General features: G+C 66.9%; 21 protein-coding genes. 11 read left to right on the forward strand and 10 right to left on the reverse strand.

The annotated features are described in order from the left end of the window. Positions 1-33: 33 nt before the first annotated feature. The 3 genes from ACTHQS_RS10140 to ACTHQS_RS10150 form a co-directional block, all read right to left on the reverse strand. A complete protein-coding gene (locus ACTHQS_RS10140; protein WP_440168288.1) occupies positions 34-1,143 on the reverse strand; it encodes a cytochrome P450 in 1,110 nt (369 codons plus the stop codon). 162 nt (positions 1,144-1,305) lie between these two features. Then, positions 1,306-1,884, reverse strand: a complete 579-nt coding sequence (locus tag ACTHQS_RS10145) for a CPBP family glutamic-type intramembrane protease (RefSeq protein WP_440168290.1) — start codon at positions 1,882-1,884, stop codon at positions 1,306-1,308. 81 nt (positions 1,885-1,965) lie between these two features. Further along, entirely contained in the window at positions 1,966-2,253 is a 288-nt protein-coding gene (locus ACTHQS_RS10150) for a hypothetical protein (protein ID WP_440168292.1), read from the reverse strand. Positions 2,254-2,427: 174 nt separating this feature from the next. Here ACTHQS_RS10150 and ACTHQS_RS10155 point away from each other — a divergent pair, with 174 nt between their 5' ends. The 4 genes from ACTHQS_RS10155 to ACTHQS_RS10170 all read left to right on the forward strand — a co-directional run bounded on the left by ACTHQS_RS10155 (position 2,428) and on the right by ACTHQS_RS10170 (position 7,227). After that, on the forward strand, positions 2,428-3,006 hold the full coding sequence (locus ACTHQS_RS10155; protein WP_440168293.1) for a hypothetical protein: 579 nt from the start codon (positions 2,428-2,430) through the stop codon (positions 3,004-3,006). Between the two features lies 1 nt (position 3,007). Beyond that, positions 3,008-5,185, forward strand: a complete 2,178-nt coding sequence (locus ACTHQS_RS10160; RefSeq protein ID WP_440168295.1) for a bifunctional polysaccharide deacetylase/glycosyltransferase family 2 protein — start codon at positions 3,008-3,010, stop codon at positions 5,183-5,185. A 101-nt stretch (positions 5,186-5,286) separates the two neighbouring features. After that, positions 5,287-6,180 (forward strand): SMP-30/gluconolactonase/LRE family protein, encoded by an 894-nt coding sequence (locus tag ACTHQS_RS10165; RefSeq protein WP_440168297.1) that lies wholly within the window; start codon positions 5,287-5,289, stop codon positions 6,178-6,180. 15 nt (positions 6,181-6,195) lie between these two features. Further along, on the forward strand, positions 6,196-7,227 hold the full coding sequence (locus ACTHQS_RS10170; RefSeq protein ID WP_440168299.1) for an aldo/keto reductase: 1,032 nt from the start codon (positions 6,196-6,198) through the stop codon (positions 7,225-7,227). 32 nt (positions 7,228-7,259) lie between these two features. Here the strand turns inward: ACTHQS_RS10170 and ACTHQS_RS10175 are convergent, their stop codons facing one another. Both ACTHQS_RS10175 and ACTHQS_RS10180 read right to left on the reverse strand, forming a co-directional pair. Continuing rightward, on the reverse strand, positions 7,260-7,502 hold the full coding sequence (locus tag ACTHQS_RS10175) for a hypothetical protein (protein ID WP_440168300.1): 243 nt from the start codon (positions 7,500-7,502) through the stop codon (positions 7,260-7,262). 26 nt (positions 7,503-7,528) lie between these two features. Then, positions 7,529-8,962, reverse strand: a complete 1,434-nt coding sequence (locus tag ACTHQS_RS10180) for an SPFH domain-containing protein (protein ID WP_440168302.1) — start codon at positions 8,960-8,962, stop codon at positions 7,529-7,531. Positions 8,963-9,340: 378 nt separating this feature from the next. Between ACTHQS_RS10180 and ACTHQS_RS10185 the strand changes: the two genes are divergently transcribed. The 3 genes from ACTHQS_RS10185 to ACTHQS_RS10195 are packed head-to-tail and all read left to right on the forward strand — an operon-like array spanning position 9,341 to position 12,101. Next, positions 9,341-10,663 carry an MFS transporter gene (locus tag ACTHQS_RS10185; protein WP_440168304.1) on the forward strand — a complete coding sequence of 441 codons (1,323 nt, stop codon included), beginning with the start codon at positions 9,341-9,343 and terminating at the stop codon, positions 10,661-10,663. A 6-nt stretch (positions 10,664-10,669) separates the two neighbouring features. After that, the gene (locus tag ACTHQS_RS10190) at positions 10,670-11,296 is read left to right on the forward strand and encodes a flavin reductase family protein (protein WP_440168305.1); all 627 of its coding nucleotides are present in this window, start codon (positions 10,670-10,672) and stop codon (positions 11,294-11,296) included. A gap of 46 nt (positions 11,297-11,342) precedes the next feature. Beyond that, positions 11,343-12,101: an enoyl-CoA hydratase/isomerase family protein gene (locus tag ACTHQS_RS10195; RefSeq protein ID WP_440168306.1), complete on the forward strand. Its 759-nt coding sequence runs from the start codon at positions 11,343-11,345 to the stop codon at positions 12,099-12,101. A gap of 130 nt (positions 12,102-12,231) precedes the next feature. On the opposite strand, the gene ACTHQS_RS10200 is transcribed toward ACTHQS_RS10195, so the two are convergent. Then, the gene (locus ACTHQS_RS10200; RefSeq protein ID WP_440168463.1) at positions 12,232-14,808 is read right to left on the reverse strand and encodes an ABC transporter; all 2,577 of its coding nucleotides are present in this window, start codon (positions 14,806-14,808) and stop codon (positions 12,232-12,234) included. A gap of 180 nt (positions 14,809-14,988) precedes the next feature. Here ACTHQS_RS10200 and ACTHQS_RS10205 point away from each other — a divergent pair, with 180 nt between their 5' ends. After that, positions 14,989-15,813, forward strand: a complete 825-nt coding sequence (locus ACTHQS_RS10205) for a DUF1206 domain-containing protein (RefSeq protein ID WP_440168307.1) — start codon at positions 14,989-14,991, stop codon at positions 15,811-15,813. Here ACTHQS_RS10205 and ACTHQS_RS10210 read toward each other — a convergent pair. Further along, positions 15,810-16,580 (reverse strand): MBL fold metallo-hydrolase, encoded by a 771-nt coding sequence (locus tag ACTHQS_RS10210; RefSeq protein ID WP_440168308.1) that lies wholly within the window; start codon positions 16,578-16,580, stop codon positions 15,810-15,812. The two genes, ACTHQS_RS10205 and ACTHQS_RS10210, sit on opposite strands and share 4 nt — an antisense overlap. Positions 16,581-16,846: 266 nt before the next feature. On the opposite strand from ACTHQS_RS10210, the gene ACTHQS_RS10215 reads away from it, so the two are divergent. Beyond that, the gene (locus ACTHQS_RS10215; protein WP_440168309.1) at positions 16,847-17,596 is read left to right on the forward strand and encodes an SGNH/GDSL hydrolase family protein; all 750 of its coding nucleotides are present in this window, start codon (positions 16,847-16,849) and stop codon (positions 17,594-17,596) included. 2 nt (positions 17,597-17,598) lie between these two features. Here the strand turns inward: ACTHQS_RS10215 and ACTHQS_RS10220 are convergent, their stop codons facing one another. Then, complete coding sequence (locus tag ACTHQS_RS10220) at positions 17,599-18,300, reverse strand: SCO1664 family protein (RefSeq protein WP_440168310.1); 702 nt, start codon at positions 18,298-18,300, stop codon at positions 17,599-17,601. Positions 18,301-18,358: 58 nt separating this feature from the next. Continuing rightward, positions 18,359-18,988, reverse strand: a complete 630-nt coding sequence (locus ACTHQS_RS10225; protein WP_440168312.1) for an MSMEG_4193 family putative phosphomutase — start codon at positions 18,986-18,988, stop codon at positions 18,359-18,361. A gap of 177 nt (positions 18,989-19,165) precedes the next feature. Here ACTHQS_RS10225 and ACTHQS_RS10230 point away from each other — a divergent pair, with 177 nt between their 5' ends. Continuing rightward, positions 19,166-20,554, forward strand: a complete 1,389-nt coding sequence (locus ACTHQS_RS10230) for a sigma 54-interacting transcriptional regulator (RefSeq protein WP_440168314.1) — start codon at positions 19,166-19,168, stop codon at positions 20,552-20,554. Between the two features lie 14 nt (positions 20,555-20,568). Continuing rightward, on the forward strand, positions 20,569-22,572 hold the full coding sequence (locus tag ACTHQS_RS10235) for a vWA domain-containing protein (protein WP_440168316.1): 2,004 nt from the start codon (positions 20,569-20,571) through the stop codon (positions 22,570-22,572). Here the strand turns inward: ACTHQS_RS10235 and ACTHQS_RS10240 are convergent. Next, the gene (locus ACTHQS_RS10240; RefSeq protein ID WP_440168318.1) at positions 22,569-24,710 is read right to left on the reverse strand and encodes an amylo-alpha-1,6-glucosidase; all 2,142 of its coding nucleotides are present in this window, start codon (positions 24,708-24,710) and stop codon (positions 22,569-22,571) included. The two genes, ACTHQS_RS10235 and ACTHQS_RS10240, sit on opposite strands and share 4 nt — an antisense overlap. Positions 24,711-24,817 lie beyond the last annotated feature (107 nt).

Below are 24,817 nucleotides of genomic sequence, written 5' to 3' on the forward strand. Positions count from 1 at the left end.
GCGGCCTCCCCGCTAACCCGGCCTCCGGGCGCGTCAGCCAGGCTGCCACGTGACGGGAAGTTCCTTCAGCCCGTAAACGATGCTGCTGTCCATTCGCTCCAGTTGCGCCCCCGGAGCCACGGTGAGTCCCGGCAGGCGGGACAGCAACGCTTCCAGCGCAATCCTGGCTTCGAGGCGCGCCAGCGGCGCTCCGAGGCAAAAGTGGATCCCATGGCCGAACGCCAGATGGCGGTTGGGGCTGCGGTCGATGTCGAAGTCAGCGGCGCGCTGGAACTGCTGCTCATCGCGGTTTGCGGAGCCGATCCAGGCCACGATAGGTGCGCCGGCGGGAATCAGTTGGCCGCCCACAACGGCCTCCGCAACTGTCACGCGGTACATGGACTGGACCGGCGACCGAAAGCGGAGCACTTCCTCGAGGGCCTGGGGAACCAAGGCCGGCTCGCTGAGGAGCCGTTCGAGGGTGCCGGGCGACTCCGCCAGGCACAAAACGGCGTTGCCGATCAGATTGGTGGTGGTCTCATTGCCGGCTACCAGCAGCAGGGCACAGAACCCGAGCAGTTCGGGAACCGTCAGTTTTTGGCCGTCGATCTCCGCGGACAGCAGGCTGCTGATGAGGTCCGTAGCGGGATGGTTCCTGCGCCGGTCGATCAGGGCCAGGAAGTACTCGACCATCTCCGAGGTGGTGGAATCCTGGGCTTCAGTGGCCGGACCGGTCCGCGTCTGGCTGACAATGACATCGGACCAGTGCTTGAAGCGCTCACGGTCCTCTGCGGGGATGCCCATCAGCTCGGAGATCACGATGACCGGCAACGGGTAGGCAAGGTCCTTGATCAGGTCTGCGCTTCCGCCGGCCGCGATCGCCTCCAGAAGCTCGTCAGTGAGTCCGGCAATACGGGGAGCCAGGGCGTCAACGGCCTTGGGCGTGAACGCCTGTGTGACCAGCGAGCGTAACTGGCGGTGCCTCGGGGGATCGGCGGTGATCAGGCTGGACGCGAACAATTGGCCGGTACCGGACGGATTATCGCCACCCATGCGGGACGAGAATGTTGCGTGCTCGGACAACACCCGCTGAACGTCGTCGTACCGGAACACGTGCCAGCTTCCCGATTGGTCATCCCGGAAAACAGGTGCCGATGCGCGCATGCGTTCATATTGCGGAAAGGGGTCCAGCGGGAATTGGGCTGGCTGGGTGTCATCCATGGTGGCCTCTCTGCTCACCTGGCGCCCTGCGGGCACGAAAAGCGCCAAGCCCTTAATTGACTGACCGAAGAACCTCGATCCTAGCCAAAGCGTGCGCCCGCGTCATCACGCCCGGCGTCGTAAATTCCGGCGCTTCCTTGTGGGCTCCCGGCCCCGTAGTGCGCCAGCCAGCCTCCGGCGTTCGCGCCGCGCGGCGAACCAGATGGCGGCCACCATGACTCCCAGCACGTCCACGAAACCCAGGATGGCCTCCCACGGCATCTGGATCGAACCGCCCCGCAGGTTGCTGTAAAAGGATCCGAGGGGAAGCAACAGGGGCCACAGGACGATCAGGTTCCGGGTAACGCTGAAGGCCACCGCGTAAACCACGCCGAGGCCGAAAAGGAAAAGCATCTCCTGCGCGTCCATGCCATAGCCGACATGGTAGGCCGCATACAGGGCCGCCGCCCCCGCAACACCGGCGATTGGGCCGAAGCTCGCTTCCAGGCGTGACTGGATGAAGCCCCTGAAGAATACCGCCTCAAAGAATCCCACGGTGATCGCCAAGGCTGCCAGGGGCACCCAGTCGACCGGACGCGGAAGCGGGTATCCCCACAAGGTGATGACGAACTGCACGGCTGCGAGGGCCAGCCCCAAAGTGAACGCGCTGCCCAGGTTGGCCCGGCCGATGCCTAACTCCGCCAAGCCCCTGCGGCGTATCCAGGTGGTGTAAGCGACCGGACCCAGGACCCCGAGGAGCATCCCGGCCGCGAAGCAAAGGAACAGTCAGAGGGTGTTCCCCTGGGTAAAGACCCTGAAAGCCAGCCAGAAGAGTGCCACGACACCCACATACAGTGCTGCAACGGCCCCCACGTCGCGCCAGTCCGGATGCCCAGTCCAGCGGGGACGGGACATGGGCACGACAAGGGCCAAAACCAAGGCGGCGAGCGGGACGCCGATGCCGTACACCGTGGGGTTTCCCACCGCGAGCAGCAGGATGGCGCCGACGAGGAATACCGGCCACGCGTACCTTGGCAGGAGCTGGGCCGTTCCACTCAAGTTCGTTCCCGACATGGCTCCCCACTCCACATACCTGCCCGGTTCATGGCTCAAGTCTTCACCCGGCCGATGGCGGACCGTAGGGGCCAATGGCCCGACTGAACCCTCCAAGGTTCGGGCGGACGCGCCACAGGACACCAGGACCGGTTTTTGTGGTAGCGATTCCGGGTCCTCTAGGGTTGTTGCTCGATGAAAGCCCCTGAGAAGACTTCCGATCAGCTGCCCGCCATCTCCACGCGCGGACCCGTATTTGTTGATGCGTCAGGCCGACGGCTCCGGCGGGTCCAGCTGATCGGCCTGGGCGTGCTCGGACTTGTCGCCGGCTACGTCGTCCTGGTGCTGGCCGCGTTCATCGGCGGTTCGGGGGTCTCGGCGCCATTCCTGCCTGTGCCGGCCGCGGCAGGCCCCCACGAAACTCCTACAAGCCGGCCCTCTGTCGATCCCCGGGCCGGCTTGACCGGGCCCGCCGTTCCGGTCGTTGAGCAGTCGCCGGCGGCCGTCCCGGTGCCCGTTTCCGCTGTGACTGCCGTACCTCCGGCGGCGGCCACCGCCGTCGTGCCCGCTGCGCCTGCCGCCCCCGCCGCTGCTCCTGCCCCGGCGCCGCCCGCCGCCCCAGCAGCCCCCGGAACGTCCGGAACCGTCACCGGCTCCGGCGCCACCGCCCCGGGTTCCAGCGGAACAGCGCCGGGCTCCAGCGCGATCGCCCCCGGTGCGAGCGGCTCGGCCCCGGGCCAGGCCACACGGCCCACCGCTCCCGCGCACCAGTAGCATGCCCCGCCTGAATAAGGGTGCCCGGCCCGCCACCAGGAATGTTCCCGCCAATGTCAGGGCGCATTGGTTTGTCCTCCTGGCCACCCTGATCGCGTTGGGCCTCGCCCTGGCGGTGCAGGGGTACATCCATCACCTGGGTGGTATCGCCCGGGACTCACCGCCGGCCAACACCGCTGCGGACGCCGTCCCTGCGACGGTCTCGCACGGCGGACCCGTGGTGGATTCGCGTGGCGCGGCCGTAACCACCGTCAGTCCACCGGACCGGACCATCGCCCTGACGTTCGACGACGGGCCGGACCCTGTGTGGACGCCCCGCATCCTGGACGTGCTGCGGGAACACCACGTCCACGCCACCTTCTTCGTCGTCGGGTCGGCGGCAGCGGACAACCCGGAGCTGCTCCGCCGCATCGTGGCCGAAGGCCACGAGGTTGGCGTCCACACGCTGACCCATACCGATCTCGGCACGGCCCCTGAATGGCGCCGCGAACTTGAGGTGCAAGGCGGACAGGATGCGATTGTGGGGGTCACAGGCCAGGCAGTCTCCCTGCTCCGGCCTCCCTATACCGCCGGCAACGGGGCAATCACTAACGGCATGTGGTCCGCGTTGCACGGAATGGCGGACGAGGGATACCTGACCGTGCTGAGCAGCCTGGACAGCGAGGACTGGCAAACCCCGGGCACCAAAGCAATCGAAGCCAACCTGACCCCGTCCGGGCCGCAGGGGCAGATAGTCCTCATGCACGACGGCGGCGGCGACAGGGAGCAGACCGTCGCCGCGCTGGACTCCGCCCTGTCCCGTTTCGCCGAGCAGGGGTACCGCGTCACAACGGTCGGGAATGCCGTGGGCGTGGACAGTATGCGTCCTGCTTCCAGCGTCGAAGAGCTGCGCGGCTCCGCCTTGGTATGGGGCCTCCGCCTCAGCGATTTCGTCGTCTGGGCGATCTCCTTGGGGCTCGTTGCCGCCGGGGTCGTGACGTTCCTCCGTGCAGTCCTGGTGATGTTCTTCGCAGCACGCCACAGCCGCGCCGCACGCCGTCTGCCCGGGGACGGGCGGGGCCGGCGCCGCGTCGACGTCATGGTGGGGCCAGTGGTGACTGAACCAGCGACGGTGATTGTCCCCGCCTATAACGAGTCCGCCGGAATTGAAGCTGCAGTCCTGTCCATCCTTGCCTCCACCCATCCGGTCGAGGTCATCGTGGTGGATGACGGTTCCACCGATGGGACGGCGGACATCGTGGAGGCCCTCGCCCTGCCCGGAGTCACCGTCATCCGGAAGGAGAACGGCGGCAAACCGTCCGCCCTGAACGCCGGGATCCAGGCGGCAAGCCACGACATCGTTGTCATGGTGGACGGTGACACAGTCTTCGAGCCCGACACTGTCCGTGCCCTCATCCAGCCGTTTGCGGATCCCCTGGTGGGAGCTATTTCCGGCAACACGAAAGTGGCGAACCGGGGAGGCATCCTGGGGGCGTGGCAGCACATCGAGTACGTGGTGGGCTTCAACCTTGACCGCAGGCTGTTCGACGTCGCCGAATGCATGCCCACCGTTCCGGGGGCGATTGGTGCCTTCCGCCTCAACGCACTCGTCAACGTTGGCGGCGTCAGCGATGACACCCTCGCCGAGGACACCGACCTGACCATGGCCTTGTGCCGCGACGGCTGGCGCGTGGTGTACCAGGAGGACGCCAGGGCCTGGACGGAAGCGCCCGCAACCCTTGGCGCTCTCTGGAAGCAGCGGTACCGGTGGTGCTACGGCACCCTCCAGGCAATGTGGAAGCACCGGGGCGCCGTGGTGCAGGGAGGGGCGGCCGGCAAGCTCGGCCGGCGCGGACTGGGCTACCTGCTGGTCCTCCAGGTGCTGCTTCCCCTCTTCGCGCCCATCGTCGATGTCTTTGCCCTCTATGGCCTGATCTTCCTCGACCCGCTGCGGATCGCGGCGCTCTGGCTGGTCTTTCTGGCGGTTCAATTCCTCATGGCCGCCTACGCGTTCCGGCTGGACAAGGAACGGCTCGGGCCGCTTTGGACACTTCCCTTGCAGCAGTTCGTCTACCGGCAGCTCATGTACCTCGTGGTTATCCAGGCCGTTGTCACGGCGGTTGCCGGAGTCCATCTTCGCTGGCACCGGATGGAAAGGTACGGCAGCCTGCGCGTCCCGCAGACCCAGGGCCAGGCCTAGGGTAAGTTCAGGCCCATGGGTTCCATGACGCCCGGGTCCGGGATGCCGCCCATCCCGCCGGGTCATGGCGCCCCGGTACCGGAGCGCGAAGGAGCTTTCTCATGGGTGACGGACTGACGACGGGCGCATTGGAGTGCCTGGCCACCGGCTCAGTATGGGCGGAGGGGCCCCTATGGGTGCCGTCGTCCCAGGCTGTGCGGTGGAGCGATATCCCCAATGACCGCATTCTTGAGTTCGACCCGGCCACGGGGGTGACACAGGAATACGCAACCGGCGTGGAATTCACCAATGGCCGCACCCTGGACGCCGACGGCAGCGTGGTGCAGTGCAGCCACGGCCGGCGGCGGGTGGAACGCGACCGTGCGGGGACGGTCACCGGCCTGGTCGATTCCTTCGAGGGCCGCCGGCTGAATTCGCCCAACGACGTCGTGGTTGCCCGCGACGCCAGCATCTGGTTCACGGACCCGCCCTACGGAATCCTTCCGGGAACACGGGAAGGGCATGAGGGCGATCAGGAATACGGAGGCTGCCATGTGTTCCGCTTGGAACCGGCCACCGGGGTTCTGGCCCCCGTTGTCACCGACCTGGTGCACCCCAACGGGCTGGCCTTTTCGCCTGACGAATCAGTCCTTTATGTCGCGGACACGGCCGGGCCAGGCTACGGCGTCCCCCTGCGGATCGCCACCTACCCCGTGCGCGACGGCCGCTGCGGCCCCAGGACCAGCACGCTCGAATTGGAAGACGGCCACGCGGCGGACGGGCTGCGGGTGGACGTCGACGGAAGGATCTGGACGTCGGCCGGCCCGTCCGTCCGGATCTATTCACCGTCCTTCGAACTCCTGGGCACCATCCCCGTGCCCGAAACCGTCTCCAACCTGTGTTTTGGTGGCCCCGACGGGCAGGACCTCTACCTCACCGCAACCACCAGCCTGTACCGGATCCGCACCACCACCACGGACGCGGCGGCCCGCGATTTCCCCCCAAACCACAACTGAACGCGAGGACACACCGTGCAGCACCGAACACTTGGCCACACCGGCGCCATCGTTACCAGCTTCGCGCTGGGCACCATGACATTCGGTGCAGAAGCGACCGAGGAAACCTCCCACGGCATCCTGGACAGCTACTTCGAAGCGGGCGGCAACTTCATCGATACCGCCGACGTCTACAGCTCCGGTGTCTCCGAAGAGATCATCGGGCGCTGGCTCGCCGGGCGGCCGGGCCTGCGGGACCAGGCGGTGATCGCGACCAAGGGGCGTTTTCCCATGGGGACGGCACCGAACGACGTCGGAACATCCCGCCGGCACTTGACCCGCGCCCTGGATGATTCGCTCCGCCGCCTGGGCGTGGAGCAGATCGACCTGTACCAGATGCACGCGTGGGATCCCATTACCCCCCTGGAGGAGACCCTTCGGTTCCTGGAAGACGCCGTAAGCCGCGGCAAGATCGCCTACTACGGCTTCTCGAATTTCCTGGGCTGGCAGCTCACCAAGGCCGTCCACGTTGCACGCAGCCAGGGATGGAACCCGCCCGTCAGCCTGCAGCCCCAGTACAGCCTGCTGGTCAGGGACATCGAGTTTGAGATCGTGCCGGCCGCCCTTGATGCCGGAATCGGCCTGCTGCCGTGGTCTCCCTTGGGCGGCGGGTGGCTGTCCGGCAAGTACCGGCGTGACCAGCGCCCCTCAGGGGCAACCCGCCTGGGGGAGAACCCGGAACGCGGCATGGAAGCCTGGAAGGCACGCAACGACAATCCGCGCACGTGGACGGTGATTGATGCTGTAGAAGGCATTGCCTCCGACCACGGTGTGAGCCCCTCCCAGGTAGCCCTCGCCTGGCTGGCTGACCGCCCTGGGGTGACCTCGGTGATCCTGGGAACCCGGTCCAAAGAGCAGCTCGCCGACAACCTGGCGGCCGCCGGCCTGGAACTCAGTGCGGACGAGGTGACCCGGCTCACCCAGGCCAGCCAGCCCGGGGCAGGGATTTATCCGTACGGGCCAATGGCGCAGGAGCAGCGCAGCCGCAAAATGGAGGGCGGACGGTAGCCCCATCGGGGAAGGGGGACGACGCCGCGCCCTCACTGGACGTGCTTCAACACGTCCGGCAGTTCCTCCACGTACACCGTCTGAGGCGGGTCGAAATAGATCACCAGGACCTCAGCCCCCACCGGGAAACTACTGGTCTTGTCGAAGGGATGGGCGTGGAACGCCATAGTGCCGCCCAGGTAGGGCAGCATCACTTCGCCGATGGTGCCCGGGCCGACCCGCCCGGTCACCCGGCCGATCTTGCCGGTCAGGCTCCGGTCAACGTTCCTGCGCATCAGGCATTCCCACGCGTCCGGTATTCCTAGGCACCCGGCGCCTTGGGCTGGCGCTTGGCGTCCTCGCCCTTTCGGAGGGCCGACGCGAGGGCCGGCAGGTAGTCGCCCGCCTGGGCTAGGATTCCGCCCAGCATCTTGTTGACACCCTCACCGCCGTTGAGGACGGTCATCTGGCCCACGTGGGAGAACGGCTCGGCCGCTGCGGCGATGATGGCCGGCATGTTCTCGGCAAGCTGCTGGGAGATGACCGCGTCCTGGTTGGTACCAAGCGCCTCGGCACGCGCCTTGATGCCGTCCGCCTCGGCCAGGGCCTTGGCTTTGATCGCGGAGGCGGCAGCGTCCCCCTTCGCCTTGGTGGCGGCCGCTTCGGCTTCGCCCGTAACTTTGGTGGCTCCGGCCGCTGCCGCCGCTGCCGTGGCGTTGGCCTGGGCCGTCACTTCGGTCCGGCGGGCGTTGGCCTGGGCCTCAAGCTCGGTGCGGCGGGCCAGTGCCTCGGCGGCACTGATGTCCGCAGCTTTCTGGCCTTCTGCATCCGTGCGCTTGGCGTAGGCCTTCGCGTCGGCAGGTTTCCGGATACTCGTCTGCAGCTTCTGCTCTTCCCGGTCCGCCTCAAGCTTGGCAACCTCGGTTTCCTGGACCACCACCTGCTGCCGCGCCGTGGCCTCAGCCAGCGGCCCGGCCTGGGCGGCATTGGCCCGGGCGCGTTCGGCATTGGCCTGAGCCACCGACTGGCGGATCGCGGACACGCTCTGCGCATCCGCGATCAGGGCTGCCGCTTCCGCTTCCTTTTCCGCCGCCTCCCGGTTTCGGGTGGCCTCGGCGATCCGGGCCTCCATCTTCACCTGGGCAATATGAGGCTTCGCGATGTTCTGGATGTAGCCGGTGGGATCCTGCAGGTCCTTGATCTGCAGCGAGTCCACCACCAGGCCCAGCTTCTCCATCTCTACACCGCTGGCGCTGCGGACCTGCGAGGCAAGTTTGTCCCGCTCGCGGATGATTTCCTCCATCGTCATGCTGCCAATGATGGAGCGCAGGTGGCCCTCAAAGACGTTGTACACCTGGCTTTCCATCTTTGGCTGCTGGCCCAGGAAACGGCGGGCGGCATTGGCGATAAAGGGCGGTGCGTCGCCAATCTTGTAAATGACGACGCCCTCCACTATCACCTGGATGCCCTGTGAGGTAACGCAGGAGACTTTGAGTTCGGTTTCATTCAATGTCAGTGACAGGGGCCGCACCGTCTGGAGGCCGGGAAGGACCAAGGCGCCCTTTCCGGTGACAATTTTGAAATCCATTCCTTCCCGGGTTTCAAGGGTTCCACGGGTTAAGCCGGAAATGATCAGGGCCTCGTTGGGTTCAGCCACTTTCCACATCAGCTTCGTGGCAACCCAGATAAAGCCGACGGCAAAAAGCACCCCCAAAATAATGGCGATAAGCGGGAAGAACGGTGCGAAGTCCGGCATAACCAGATCCTTTCAATGCCGCGAACGGCATCACGGTAAAGCCCCAATAAATGCAGCCGTCCATTTATCCGAAGAATGAAAGTGCGGTCAATTCCGTTTCACTTGGCAAGCTGTTGTAGACAGTCTGGTTGGGCCCCGCCCAAGAGTCCATAGCCGCACCGATATTTGCCTGCAGCAACCATAAAAGACGGACGACGGCGGGCCACGCAGTACGCGGGAGGGGCCCGGCAGCGGGGGAAACCGTTGACACGGGCAACCAAGTGCTCGCACGATGGAAATGGAACCGCAATGCGGGTCCAGCGCCAGGCATTGACATTTTCTTCCCTTGTTATTGCCATAAGGCCGGGCGTTCTACTGCATCTGACCAACGGAGTGATGATGAGTATTCAAGGAGTGACCCGGGAACAGGCCGTACGGCGCGCTACGGTGGCGAGCGTGGTGGGTACCACCATCGAGTGGTACGACTTCTTCCTGTACGGGACTGCCGCCGCCCTGGTGTTTCCCCAGTTGTTCTTCCCGGGCCAGGTTGCCTTCGCCGGCGTGCTGGCGGCTTTCGGTACCCAGTTTGTCGGCTTTGTGGCCAGGCCAATCGGCGCGGCCATCTTCGGCCATTTCGGTGACCGGATCGGCCGCAAGACAACACTCATGGCCACGCTGTTCCTGATGGCCTTCGGCACGGTACTGATCGGCTGCCTGCCCACGTACCAAAGCATCGGCGTCGCCGCGCCGGTCCTGCTGGTCCTGCTCCGGATAATCCAGGGAATCGGCGTGGGAGGCGAGTGGGGCGGTTCGGTCCTGCTGAGCATGGAATGGGGCGACCAAAACCGCCGCGGCCTGTCCGCTTCCTGGCCCCAGATCGGGGTGCCGCTGGGGCTGGTCCTGTCCACCGGCGTCGTCAGGATCACTACTGCCGCAACGGGCACTGATGGATTTGCTGCCTACGGCTGGCGGATCCCGTTCATCCTGAGCATCATCCTGATCGGCGTGGGCCTGTTCGTCCGGCTGCGCGTCATCGAAAGCCCGGAGTTCGACGAAGTCCGGAAGTCCAACAAGGTGGTGCGTGCCCCCATTATCGAGGTCATCAAGCGGCAGCCCAAGGAGATCCTCCTTTCCGCCCTGGTGCGCACCTCGGAGCAGGCGCCTTTCTACCTCTTCATCACTTTCGTGATTACCTACGCCACCAAGCAGTTGAAGCTGGACAGCAACTCGATCCTGGATGACACGCTGATCGCGGCCGCGCTGGGGCTCATCAGCGTTCCCCTGTTTGGGCGCCTGTCAGACCGTTTCGGGCGGCGGCGTGTTTACGGAACCGGCATCGTGCTCACCGCGCTGTTCGCATTCCCCTACTTTGGGCTGCTGAACACCCGCGACTCCCTTTGGGTTGGCGTTGCCGTGGTGGTCAGCCTGATCCTCCACGACATCCAATACGGTCCGCAGGCCGCCCTGATCGCCGAAAGCTTTGACACCGACATCCGCTACACGGGCGCCGGGCTGGGTTACCAATTGGCCAGCGTGATTGCGGGTGGCCCGGCGCCGCTCATCGCAGCCGCCTTGCTGGCCACCTACGGCAACTCGACGTCGATTTCGCTGTACATCATCCTCTGTTGCGTGATTGCCATGGCAGCCCTGATCCTCCTTCCCAGGGCCAAGGGGGCGCTGGCCAAGGACGCTGCCGCCACCGCGACGCCAAGAAACCTGTAGGACAGGATGCGGACGGACTTTGAACCTGAACAACTGGGTCCCCGGGCCTTCTACAAATTCCTCACCTCAGTAGTGGTTCCGCGGCCCATCGCGTGGGTATCCAGTACTTCCCCGGCAGGGGTGGACAACCTTGCGCCGCACTCGTTCTTCACGGTTGCTTCGGTGGACCCTCCGATCATCATGTTCACCTCCGTGGGCGAGAAGGATTCGCTGCGGAACATCGAAGCGACGGGGGAGTTCGTGGTCAACCTCGCCCCGGCAGCGCTGATCCAGGAGGTTAACGCCACCGGGACGAATTTCAGTGCCGACATCAGCGAATTCGACGCCGCCCACCTGGCCCGTGAGCCCAGTGCCGCGGTCCGGCCGCCCCGGGTCAAGGAATCCCCGGCGGTCCTGGAATGTTCGCTTCACCAGACCCTCCGCATGGGTGACTGCGTCCTGGTGTTCGGCCTGGTTGTGCACGCAGCTGTCTCTTCCCAGGTGCTCAGCGGCGAGCACCCGGAGGTGACAGGGCTTGATCCGCTGTCACGGCTGGGCGGGGACGAGTGGGGCACGCTGGGCCCCGTCCGCCATCTGGCGCGGATCCGCGCATCGCAATGGCCTGGTTCCTTCACACCGCGGGAGGCCACATGACGAAGTCCGGCGCCGGAAGCAAACAGGATGCGGGGGAAGCAGGCACGTGACGGCCACGGTCAGTGTTGACGAAACGGGGTCCATTGCCGTGCTGTCCTTCGGCAGCGGCCAACGGCTCAATGCCCTGGGGCTGGGCGGCTGGGAGGATTTGCAGCGTGCAGTGCACGGCCTGGCATCCTTCCCTTCCCTGCGCGCCGTCGTGGTTCGCGGCAGGGGTGGAGTGTTTTGCGCCGGCTCGGACATACGCGAATGGGACGGGACGTCGGATGCGGAAGTTGGCCGCACCTTTGACGTGCTTGAAGCCGCCCTGCAGGCGCTCGAGGACTTGCCTGTCCCCACCCTGGCCGTGGTCGAGGGGGTTGCGGCCGGCGGGGGCTGCCAGCTTGCCCTTGCCTGCGACCTGCAACTGCTGACCCCGACAGCGCGGATCGGGATGCCTGTGGCACGCCTCGGCTTGCTGGTTCCGGCCACCTTCGCCACGCGTCTGGCGCTGCGGATAGGTCCGTCAAGGGCAAAGGACCTCCTCTACACGGGCCGTATGCTGACTGCCCGCGAGGCGTGGGACATGGGGCTGGTCACCACCCTTGCTCCCGACGACGATGCTGACGCGGCTCTCGCTGCCCTCCTCACCCCCTGGAACGGGGTCTCGGCAGCTTCCTTGAGGGCATCGAAGGCAGCGGTGGACGAGGGCCTGCACCTCCTGACGGAAGCCGGCCGCCGCGCGCCAAAGGGCCCGGCGGTGGATCCCGGCGAGTTCCGGAGCCGCGTCACCCGGTTTCTCCACCGCCATCGGGGCACGCCATAGCATCTGAGGTTACGAGGTCCACGATGGGCCGTGCCGCCTCAAGCGGGAGGATGTCATGGGCAACGCCGCCCCTTCGGTACGCATCCCTCTGTCCTACGCTCCTGCAAGGACGAGGGCAGGAGAGCAGGACCTACTCGTCTTTGCCGCCGGAAGCTGCCCGCAGCGCTTCCGCAAGGTAAGGGGCCGTGCGGCTGCTGCGGGAACGCGCGACGGCGGCCGGGTCACCGGCGGCGACGATCGTGCCGCCGGCATCGCCGCCGGCAGGTCCCAGATCCATCACCCAGTCGGCGGCGGCGACCACGTCCATGGCGTGTTCCACCACGACGACTGTGTTTCCGGCGTCCACCAGGCGGTTCAGCTGCGCCATCAGGAGCTGGACGTCGGCCGGGTGCAGACCCGTGGTGGGCTCATCCAGGAGGTACAGGGTGTGCCCGCGCCGGGCCCGCTGCAGTTCGGTGGCCAGCTTGATCCGCTGCGCCTCACCGCCGGAAAGTTCGGTGGCGGGCTGGCCCAGCCTGAGGTAGCCCAGGCCCACTTCCTGGAGGGTCTGCAGGGACCTTGCGGCCGCGGGAACCCCGGACAGGAAGTGGGCGGCGGCGTTGACCGTCATGCCCAGTACTTCCGCAATGTTCCTGCCCTTGTACGTGACCTCCAGGGTCCCGGGGTTGTAGCGTGTGCCGCCGCATTCCGGGCACGGGCCGTAACTGCCCGGCAGGAACAGCAGTTCCACGGCCACGAAACCTTCGCCCTGGCAGGTCTCGCAGCGGCCGCCGGCCACGTTGAAGGAAAAGCGTCCAGGGCCAAATCCGCGGCTCCTGGCGGCATCGGTGGCGGCGAATTCCTTGCGGACGGCATCGAAGAGCCCCGTGTAGGTGGCCAAGTTGGACCGGGGTGTGCGCCCGATCGGTTTCTGGTCCACCTTCACCAGGCGGTCGATCCGGTCCAGGCCGGATACGTGCCCCACGGTCGCCGGTCCGCCCTGGTCTTCGAGGTCCTCGTCCGGCTCGTCGGGTGATGTCCCGGCCCCGGTTTCTGCACCACCATGCAGTGCGGCACGGGCAATATCGGCGAGGACCCGGCTGACCAGCGTGGACTTTCCGGAACCCGAGACGCCGGTGACGGCTGTCAGGACACCGAGTGGGAAGGAGGCGTCCAGGTTCCGCAGGTTGTGGCGGCTGACGCCCCGCAGTTCCAGCCACCCGGCGGCTTCGTGCGGGGCACCTTTGCCGGCCCCGGCACCGCCGTCGTCCTCTGCCGTCGCTGTACCGTCGGGGAACAGGAACGGCCGCGTCACGGACTCCGCCACCGCATCCAGGCCCTGCACGGGTCCGCTGTACAGCACCTCGCCGCCGTCCTCGCCGGCCCGGGGCCCCACGTCCACCAGCCAATCCGCCCGGCGGACCATGTCCATGTTGTGCTCCACGACGAATACGGAGTTGCCGGATGCCTTGAGCTGGTCCAGGACGGCGAGGAGGGGTTCGGCGTCCGCCGGGTGCAGGCCCGCCGATGGTTCGTCAAGGACGTAGATCACGCCGAAGAGCCCTGAGCGGAGCTGGGTGGCGATCCGGAGCCGCTGCATTTCCCCCGGCGAGAGCGTAGGGGTGGCCCGCCCAAGGGCCAGGTACCCCAGGCCCAGTTCCAGCAGCACGTTGATGCGCTGGAGCAGGTCGCGGGTGATGGCCACAGCCACTTCGTTGGACTCGGAAGACTGCTTGCGGGACGCGGTCCCTGCACTGGCCAGCTTGGTGGTGGGGCGGATGATGCCGGCCAGTTCGGTCATGGGCGCCGCATTGAGCCCGGCGATGGTGTGTCCTGCGAAGGTCACGGCAAGGGCCTCGGGCCGGAGCCCTGTTCCGCCGCACCGCGGGCAGGGCCCGGTTTCCATGAAGCGCAGGACTTTTTCCCGCATGGCAGGGCTTTTGGAATCGAGCAGCGTGTGCATGACGTAGCTCTTGGCGCTCCAGAACCGGCCCTTGTACGGCTTGGCGACGCGGTCCCGTTGCGGTGTCACTTCCACCACGGGCTGTTCTTCGGTAAACAGGATCCAGTCCCGCTGTTTCCGGGGCAGCTGCCGCCAGGGGATATCGACGTCGTAGCCGAGGTGGGTCAGGATGTCGCGCAGGTTTTTGCCCTGCCAGGCGCCGGGCCATGCGGCGATCGCCCCGTCGCGGATGCTCAGGGACGGGTCCGGAACCAGGGATGCCTCACTGACGGTGTGGGCGGTGCCCAGGCCGTGGCATTCCGGGCAGGCGCCCGCCGCGGTGTTGGGGGAGAAGGCGTCCGAGTCCAGCGGCGCTGCGCCCTCGGGGTAGCTGCCGGCGCGGGAGAACAGCATGCGCAGTGAATTGGACAGCGTGGTGACGGTCCCGACCGTGGACCTGGAGGTTGCCGTCCCCCGGCGCTGTTGGACTGCGACGGCGGGCGGCAGCCCGGTGATCCGGTCCACCTTGGGGTTGTGGCCCTGCTGGATGAGGCGGCGGGCATAGGGCGCCACGGATTCGAAGAACCGGCGCTGCGCTTCCGCGTAGATGGTGCCGAAGGCCAGGGACGACTTGCCGGAGCCGGAGACCCCGGTGAACGCCACGATCGCATCCCGCGGCACATCCACGCTGACGTTCCGCAGGTTGTTTTCGCGGGCTCCGAGCACGCGGACGAAGCCGTCTTCGGCGTGCTCCGCCGCGGGCCCGGAGATGTTCAGCTCGGTCAGTTCATCAACGTTCTGTTTGGCTTGCACCGATTCGACTGTAGTAGCCCTCCGTGCGTGGCCGGAACTTTCCGGGCCTGTCGGGACGGCGCGGACGGATTTACACTGAAGCATTCCGCGACGCAGGCGGGGGGAACCGGCCCGGGATTGGAAGATCAACTACATATTTGGGAAGGGCCGGCCATGGGCAACGCGTCGCAGGGAGCTAACAGGGCAGTATCCGAGGCGGCGTCGGCGAGCCGCAGCCCGGCAGTCCGCGTTCTGGCCCGGGCCGGATATGTCTTCATCGGCCTGGTCCATATCCTGGTCGGCGCCATCGCCTTGCAGTTGACCAGGGGCCAGGGTGGAGAAGCTGACCAGTCCGGGGCGATCGGAGCCCTGGCGTCCAAGCCGGGCGGGGGGATCCTGCTCTGGGCCGGAGCTGTCGCCTGTGCCGCGCTTGCGCTCTGGATGCTAAGCGAAGCCGTATTTGGGGCGCGAACCGAGTCCGACTCCAAGAAGAAATTGAAGAAAGCTGCCGGCGCTGCGGGGAAAGCTGTGGTTTTCGGCTTCCTTGCCTTCACCTTCGCCGTTTTTGCCGCCGGGGGCAGCAAGAACTCCAGCCAGTCGGCCACCGATTTCACCGCAAAGCTGATGGGCGCGCCCGCCGGGGTGGTGCTTCTGGTGGTGCTGGGGCTGGCGATCATCGGAGCGGGCGTCTTCTATGCCTACCGGGGCGTCTCCCGGAAGTTCATGAAGGACCTGCAGGACCCGGGCAACGCGCGGACAGCCGTGGAGTGGCTCGGCACCATCGGTTACGCAGCCAAGGGTGTGGTGCTCGCCGTCGTCGGTGTCCTGATCATCGTGGCGGCAGCAACCGCCGACCCATCCAAATCCTCCGGCCTCGACGGCGGACTGAAAACCCTGGGCGCCCAACCGTACGGCGTCTTCCTCCTCGCCGCCATCGCGGCCGGGCTAATCTGCTACGGCGTCTATTCCATGGCGCGGGCACGGTACGGCAAGTTCTAACCGCGGTTCCCGAGAACCGCCAGCGCTTCCGCCAGCGGGGCGCGCAGGGCGGGTCCGTGGCCGGGAAGGACGACCGGGGATTCCAACCCGGCCAGGTTCTGCAGGGCGGCCTGCGCGGCGGCCGGATCTGCGTGGTACATCGGGTGCAGCATCTGCGGTCCGGAAGTCCGGCTGATTGGGTGGCCGCTGACGAAGCAGTCGCCCACGGCAATGGCACCCGCCCCGGACAGGTGGATGGCGGCATTGCCGGGCGTATGGCCGGGCACTGGTACGGCAACGGGCCGGCCAGGCAGGGCCCGGAGCCTGTCAGCGTCCCACGCTTCCGCCGCCGGCACTGGCTTGGCACCCAGGGCACCCGCCCTGATGACGTGCACCATCCAGCGGAAGATGCGCGGCTTCCAGGCCCGGCCGATGACCTGGCCGAAGGTGACCTGGTGCTTCTCCTTTCCCTGGACGTGGGCCAGCTCCCCGGGGGCGCACAGGACCGGGGTTCCGAATGTTTCGGAGAAGAAGGCGGCACTGCCCGTGTGGTCCACGTGTCCGTGCGTGACCAGCAGTGCAAGGGCGTTGGCCGGTTCCAGGCCCAGGTGGCGGATCGAGGCAAGGACGTTGCTGCGGTCACCGGGGTAGCCGCTGTCAATGAGGATGAACCCGGAAGGGTCCCGCGCCACGATCCAGTTGGAGGCTGGCCCTTCGGCGAAGTAGACGCCGGGCGCCTGCTCGGAAACTTTGGTTGCGGGATTCCACCCGGTTGCCTGCCGCTGCACGGATCCAGCGTAGCCCGCCGACTACAGTGCAGCCCGTCGATTACAGCGCAGCCTGCTCGACGCCGGACGGCTTGGACCCCGAACGGCAGCCACCAGGGTACCTAATGCCCTAAAGGTTCCTGTGCAGTCGCTGTGCATCCTGTTGATCCTGGTCACCTTGGCCCTAAAGTATTCCCACAATTGCCTACGATGGGACACGGACTAGAAGATAAACGGCCGGCGGGCAGCAGCCCGCCGGCCGGTAATTGCAGGCAGGAGGAGGGACCATGCACGACAGCGCCCCGCTGCACGGTCATCCCGGCCGGCTCGTGACCGCCGGTGTGGCGGTCCTCCTCCTGGCCGTGACGTCGGGAAGCGCTGCCCGGACGCAGCCCCCGGCCTCGGCGCCGCCGGTCCGCGTGGTGGTAGTGGGGGACTCGCTGAGCACCGGTCACGGCACGTCGCCGCAGGAGGCGTGGCCCGCGCTGATGCGGACGGACCCGGCGGTAACGGGCCTGGAAGTGGTCAACGCGGCCGAGGACGGAAGCGGCTACCTCAGCCTGGGCGACTACAACGGGACCTTCGGCACGCAGGTGGATGACTTCGTCACCCCGGACACCGGGATCGTGGTCTTTTTCGGCTCGGAAAACGACCTTGGCTACGCCTCCGCAGACGTCGGCGACGCGGCCCTGGCCGCCATGGACAAGGCAGAGGCACTTGCCCCCGAGGCCAGGATCATTGTGGTGGGGCCGCCGTCGTACACCACGGACCCTGACCCCGGGCTCGTGGATATCAGCGACCAACTCAGGACCGCCACTGCGCGGGCGGGCGGTGAGTTTGTTGATCCGATCGCCCAGGGCTGGATCAGCGACGACTTCGATGACCTGATCGGCCCGGACGGCGACCACCCCACTGTGCTGGGGCAGCATTACCTGCTGGAGCACATCGGCGCGTACCTTGAGCAGGCGGCCCCGGCGGCTGCAGCGGCGCTGGAAGAGCGCCCGGACCCGCGCAGGCCCGCAGACTGGACGTCATAGGCCTAGACCAGGGGCCACGGATAACGCATCCCCGTGCGGTCAACGGGAAGCACCTTCTCCTGCAGTATGCGCTGGACGCGGCGCTGCAGGGCAGCCACTTCGGCGGGGTGGAGCAGTTCCGCCACATCTGCCGGGACGGTGGCCGCCAGGGGGCTGATGTCCTCGAGCAGCTGGTCCGGGATGGGGTCGCCTGCGAAGTCCCAGATGACCGTGCGGAGCTTGAAGGCAGCGGAAAAGCACAGACCGTGGTCGATGCCCCAGATCCGGCCGTCAGTACCACGCAGGACGTGCCCGCTTTTCCGGTCAGTATTGTTTGCCACGTAGTCGAACAGCGCCATCCGCGCCAGCTCGCTGTGTGTCTCCGGCGAGTCTGCGTACAGGGTGAAGTAATGTTCCTGGTGGTCGCCTTCGATGAACCACTGCAACGACCCGACGCCAAGCGGCGCGTCCGTGCGGACCACTGTAGGCGGCACCATTCCCCACCCCAGTGCTTCGCTCAGCTGGAATGCGGCGCACTCACGGCGGTACAGGCCGGCGTCGAAATCCACCAGCGGCCGCTCTCCTGCCTCCGGCTTGTAGACGGCCCAGGCGGAATCGTCACCGCAGGAAAGCTCCGCGAGGAACGTGGCATTGCTGCCGCTCATGATGCGGCCCAGCAGCTCCACGCGGCCCTCGGTGAGGAGGGTCAGCTCCCGCCCGGACACCGCATGCCCCGTGCTGCCGCAACCGGCGGCCAGTCGTTCCGTTCCTGTCCGGAAAGGATCACGATGACATCAGCCCGCTTAAGGGCTCCGACATCGAATTCACCGTGAGCACCGCCGGCGCCTGCCCGTCCGTGTAGGAGATCACCGAGACCGACGCCGGGCTGATCATGATGCGCTGGAAAAGGTCAAGGTGGGTGCCCAGCGCATGGGCCACGGCCGCCTTAATGGGATCGGCATGGGAGAAGCAGACCACGACGCCGCCACGATGGGCGGCCCGGAGATCCTCCAGTGTCCCAACCATCCGCGCCTGCATTCCGGAAAAGCCCTCGCCATTGGGAAAGCGGAACGCCGATGGGTTGTGCTGGACGGTCTGCCACTCCGGCAGGCCCGCAAGCCCGGCGAGCGCCGCGCCGGTCCAGTCACCGAAATCGCATTCCAAAAGCCCGGCTTCTTCTTTGACCGTCCGGCCGGTGCGGGCGGCCGTGGGCTCGGCAGTCTCCCGTGCCCGCTCCAGGGGTGACGAGTACACCGCCTCGACAGGCAGGCCGTCAAGGCGGTCGGCAACAGCATCAGCCTGTGCACGGCCGCGCTCGGAAAGGTGGAGGCCCGGGGCCCGGCCCGGCAGGACGGTACCGGTGGTGGGTGTCTGGCCGTGCCGCACCAGGAGGATCAATGTGCTCTGTGTCATTGGGACTAAGCGTAGCCGCGAGGGGGCCCCGTGCCGAGCTTGCGAGGCGCGGGGAGCGGCAAGCGGTAGCCGCGAGGGGGCCCCGTGCCGAGCTTGCGAGGCGCGGGGAGCGGCAAGCGGGCCGGGAATGTGGAGGAATCTCTCGATTAGCCGCAGGGTGGGGATTACCGTAGAGGAGTGACTGATCGCCCCGATATCTACACCGTTGGTGAACTGCGTGCGGCAGGCTGCGTCCACAAGGACCTGAGGCACGAAATCCGCGACAACCTCCTCGCGGCCCTGGCCGCGGGACGTGACCCCTGGCCGGGGCTGTACGGCTTCAGCAGGACCGTGATTCCGCAGCTCGAACGGGCCCTGCTCGCCGGGCATGACATTGTCCTGTTGGGTGAGCGCGGGCAGGGCAAGACCCGCGTGCTCCGTACCCTGGCCGGGTTGCTTGACGAGTGGTCGCCGGTAATTGAGGACTCGGAGCTGAACGAGCACCCGTTTGAGCCGATCACCGAGCAATCCCGCGCCAGGGCGCTGACCGAGGGAGACCGGCTGCGGATCGCATGGCGGCACCGTTCAGAGCGGTACGTGGAGAAGCTCGCGACGCCGGATACCTCCGTGGCCGACCTTGTGGGCGACGTGGACCCGATGCGCGTAGCTGAGGGCCGCAGGCTGGGCGACCCGGAAACCATCCACTATGGGCTCATCCCGCGCTCCAACCGGGGCATCATCGCCATCAACGAATTGCCGGACCTCGCCGAACGCATCCAGGTGTCCATGCTCAACGTCATGGAGGAACGGGACATCCAGATCCGCGGCTACGTGCTGCGGCTGCCGCTGGACGTCCTGGTTGTCGCGTCCGCCAACCCGGAGGACTACACCAACCGCGGCCGGATCATTACGCCACTGAAGGACCGCTTCGGCGCGGAGATCAGGACCCATTACCCGGTCGAGCTGGAAGACGAAGTGGCGGTCATCCGCCAGGAGGGCCGGCTGGTTGCGGACGTGCCGCCGTTCATCCTGGAAATCCTGGCCCGCTACACCCGGGCACTGCGGCAGTCGCCTGCCATCAACCAAACCTCCGGCGTTTCCGCCCGGTTCGCCATTGCGGGGGCAGAGACGGTGGCTGCTGCGGCATTGCGCCGGGCCAGCCTGCGGGGGGAGGACCAGGCGGTGGCACGGATCATCGACCTGGAGCCTGCAGTGGAGGTCCTGACGGGCAAGATCGAGTTTGAATCCGGCGAGGAAGGGCGGGAACAGGGCGTCCTCGACCACCTCCTGCGTACCGCAACCGCGGAAGCTGTCAGGGCGCACTTCCAGGGCCTGGACATGGGCCCGCTCGTGGCTGCCCTGGACGGGCACCGCACCGTCACCACCGGGGAGCAGGTCACGGCGCAGGAGTTCCTGGGCAACCTGCCGTCGCTGAACGGCTCGGGCCTCTACGACGAAATCGGGCGGCGCCTTGGTGCGGTGAATGACGGACAACTGGCCGCCGCCGTCGAACTGGCACTGGAGGGCCTATACCTCGGCCGGCGGATCTCCAAGGAGTCCGACGACGAGGAAACCATCTACGGCTAAGCCCGGGAGGCAGCATGGCCATCCACAAGCGGTCCGCCAGATACGGCCGGTACACTGGCGGCCCGGACCCGCTCGCCCCGCCAGTCGACTTGGCCGAGGCACTTGACGCTGTCGCCGAAGACGTGATGGCCGGCTACTCGCCCCGCCACGCCCTGCAGGAATTCCTGCGGCGCGGAGGCCGGAACCGGGACGGCCTGGATGACCTTGCCCGGCGCGTCCAGCAGCGGCGCCGCGACCTGCTCAGCCGGCACCGGCTGGACGGCACCCTGGACGAAGTAAAGAAGCTCCTGGACACCGCGGTGCTGGAGGAGCGCAAGCAACTGGCCCGGGACGCCATGATGGACAACACCGAGCGCGCCTTCCGGGAGATGCAGCTGCAGAACCTCCCACCCTCCACGGCTGCGGCGGTGAATGAGCTGGCGTCCTACGACTGGCAATCCAGCGCAGCACGTGAGGCCTACGAACACATCAAGGACCTGCTGGGCCGCGAGGTCCTCGAGCAGCGGTTCGCCGGCATGAAGCAGGCGCTGGAGAGTGCCACCGATGAGGACCGCCAGGCGGTGAACGCCATGCTCCGGGACCTCAACGAACTGCTGGGCGAACACCGGCGCGGGGAGGACACCGACGCCGACTTCCAGGAGTTCATGGCCAAACACGGCCAGTTTTTCCCGGAGAATCCGCAGTCGGTGGAGGAACTGGTGGACGCCCTGGCCCAGCGCGCCGCCGCCGCCCAACGGCTCCTGCAGTCGATGTCACCTGAGCAGCGCGATGAGCTGATGCGGCTCTCCGCCCAGGCCTTCGGCTCGCCCGAACTGATGGCCCAGCTCAGCGAACTTGACGCCGCCCTCCGGGCACTGCGCCCCGGAGAGGACTGGACGGGATCGGAACGCTTCGAAGGGCAGGAGGGCCTGGGGCTGGGCGACGGCACGGGGGTGCTGCAGGACATCGCCGAACTGGACCAACTGTCCGAACAGCTCTCCCAGTCCTACAACGGCTCCAGGCTCGATGACCTGGACCTGGACGCGATCGCCCGCCAGCTCGGTGAAAGCGCCGCCGTGAGCGCCCGCACCCTCGCGGAGATCGAGCGTGCCATGCAGGACGGCGGCTACCTGCGGCGCGGCACGGACGGCGACCTAAGGTTGTCCCCGCAGGCCATGCGGCGGCTGGGGAAGTCACTCCTCCGCGACGCTGCCAGGCAGCTGTCCGGCCGGCAGGGAAGCCGGGACACCAGGATGGCCGGGGCCGCCGGAGAACAGACAGGCTCAAGCCGGCAATGGGAGTTCGGGGACGGCGAGCCCTGGGACGTCACCCGGACCATGACCAACGCCATCCGGCGGACCATGGCCGACGGCGGCGACCCGGCCCGCGGCCTGCGCCTCGCCGTCGGCGATATCGAAGTGTCGGAGACGGAGGCCCGCACCCAGGCCGCGGTGGCCCTGCTGGTGGACGTGTCCTTTTCCATGGCCGCAGAAGGGCGGTGGGTTCCGATGAAGCGGACAGCGCTCGCATTACACCACCTGGTGTCCACGCGCTTCCGCGGCGACCGCCTCGAGCTCATCACCTTTGGCCGGTACGCGCAGTCCATGGACATCGGAGAACTCACGGCCCTGCCTGCCTTCCGCGAACAGGGAACCAACCTGCACCACGGCCTGCTGCTGGCCGGCCGCTTCTTCCGCCGGCACCCCTCCATGCAGCCCGTCCTGCTGGTGGTCACAGATGGCGAACCCACGGCGCACCTGCTGCCCGACGGGGACTCCTGGTTCAACTGGCCGCCGGACGCAGAGACCATCCGCGCCACGGTTGCCGAACTGGACCGCCTTGGGCGCGCCGGCGTCCAGGCCACCTTCTTCCGCCTGGGCAACGACCCCGGCCTGGAGCGGTTCATCCAGCGGATGGCCCAGCGCGTGGACGGCCGCGTTGTGGCGCCCGAAGTGGGCGGCCTTGGAGCTGCCGTGGTGGGGGAGTACCTGCGCGCCCACGTCCGCAGCGCCTACGCTGACGGCGACTGGGAGGTTTAGCCCTTGGCGTCCAATCCGGCCTGCGAGATGAGCTCGGTCAGCCATGGCCGGTGTTCGCGGTGGAACGTCAAGCCCTCCGGCAAGCCCTGCACCGCAGGTTCGCCGTCCCTGATGTCGATGGTGATCCGGCCACCGGCCAGGGGAGCGTTGGTGATGTGCAGGTTCCCGTAGGACTGCGGCAGCGCCGGATCCATCCAGAAGCCTCCGCGGGAGACATGGGCGTCGTACCGCATCAGGCAGGTGATCAGCATGATCGGCGCGGTGGCCGCCCAGGCCTGCGGGGAGCAGGCCGTGGGGTAGGGCACCGGCTCGGCCACCTGCTCCCTGCTGAAGCCGCAGAACAGCTCCGGCAGCCGGCCGCCGGAAAAATCCGCGGCTTCGAGCAGGGCGGTGGCGATGCGCTGCGCCTCCTCGACGAATCCGTACCGCATGAGTCCGGCCGCAATAATGGCATTGTCATGCGGCCATACAGAACCGTTGTGGTAACTGGCCGGGTTGTAGGCCCCCATATTTGAGGCCAGGGTCCTGACACCCCAGCCACTGAACATCTCCGGCGACATTAGCCGTTCAGCCACCAGCGGCACCTTGTCATCGTCAACGATGCCGTGCCACAGGCACTGCCCCATATTCGAGGCGCAGGCATCAACCGGCCGCTTGCGGCCGTCCAGGGCAACGGCGAAGTAGCCGCGGTCCGGCAGCCAGAATTCCTCGTTGAACCTTTTCTTCAACTGCGCCGCCTCGGCGGTGAGCCGGGCAGCCAACGGCGCGTCCCCGGCGTCGTACGCCATCCATGCCCGGGACAGCAACGCTGAGTAGACCAGGGCCTGCACCTCGCAAAGCGCGATGGGCGGTTCGGCAATGGTTCCGTCCGCGAAATTGATCCCGTCCCAGGAGTCTTTCCACCCCTGGTTGATAAGGCCCTGGTCGTTGAGGCGCTGGTACTCAACGAACCCGTCGCCGTCCTTGTCGCCGTAGGTCCGGACCCAGTCCAGGGCCCGGTCGGCGTTGGGCAGGAGGGCGGCTATGGCGTCCTTTCCGAACCCCCAGCGGCTGACCGATGCCAGGGTCATCACAAACTGCGGGGTTGCGTCCACGCTGCCGTAGTAGACGGACTTGCCGCCAAGCGCCAGCCCGGAGGACACGCCCAAACGGACTTCGTGCAGGATCTTCCCGGGTTCCTCCTCGCTCATCGGGTCCACCACCTTGCCCTGCCGGTCCGCCAGCGTCTGCAGGGTGCCCAAGGCCAGGGACGGATCCACCGGCAGGGCCATCTCCGAAGCCCACAGCGAGTCACGCCCGAACAGGGTCATGAACCATGGTGCGCCCGCCGCCACCACTATTCGTTCCGGATGCTCAGGGTCCTCGATCCGGAGCGCGCCGAGGTCGTCATAGCTGCGCCGCAGCGTGCGTTCAATGGACCGGTTCGCCATCTGCAGCCTGGGGATTTTGGCGACCCATTCCTGGTGCCGCCGGTCACTCGGTGACACCCCGTGCCCGGCGGGGTGCGTAACGTTGTGCTGCCCTGCCGGTGCCACGCTCAACCGCGTGGTCCACTGGCCGTATCCGGGAACCACGGCGTGGTATGAGAGTGCGCCGGCGGAGGCGACGGCGCCGCGTCCCCTGACCAGGACAGCTTTCCGCAGGTCCTGCCAGGCCGCGCTGATAATCAGGGAGTCGCCGTCGGCTCCGCGGGTGACGTCCCACCGCCGCTGGACCCTCGCCTCCTTCACCTCGAACAGATCGGCGAAGTCGGAATCGACGCCCACGGAGATGCTGCATTCAACGGGGTTGCCGGAATAGTTGCGGATCGTGATCTCCTCAACCACTCCGGCCGCCACTTCCCGCAGCCGCTCCACGATTAAGGGGCTGTCCGCGTATCCGTCTGCCCGGGGAACGCGGCCGATGAACAGTGCCCGGTAGGGTTCCTTCGTCTCCGCCGTCAACGGCTCAAGGGCCTGGCCGTTCACCGTCATGCTCCACCCAGAAAGGATGCGGGTGTCCTCATGAAAGACGCCGTGGGGCAGTTCCGGGTGGATATCTCCATTGGCTGCGGAGATACAAAAACATGAGCCCTCGACCAGGGTTACGGTCCCTGCCCCCACAGGCCCCGCCGCTGTGTCTGCATTCCATCCAGCCATGTCCGCTCCTTAGACGGCTACGACGGTTCCAGCGGAATAGACGCTACGCCTGCGGCAGGGCTGATGAAAGGGCCGGACCCTTGTACCTTCGCCCTGGCGGGCATAGC

Origin of the sequence: Arthrobacter sp. SAFR-044, assembly GCF_051965175.1 — a bacterium.
GTDB lineage: Bacteria > Actinomycetota > Actinomycetes > Actinomycetales > Micrococcaceae > Arthrobacter.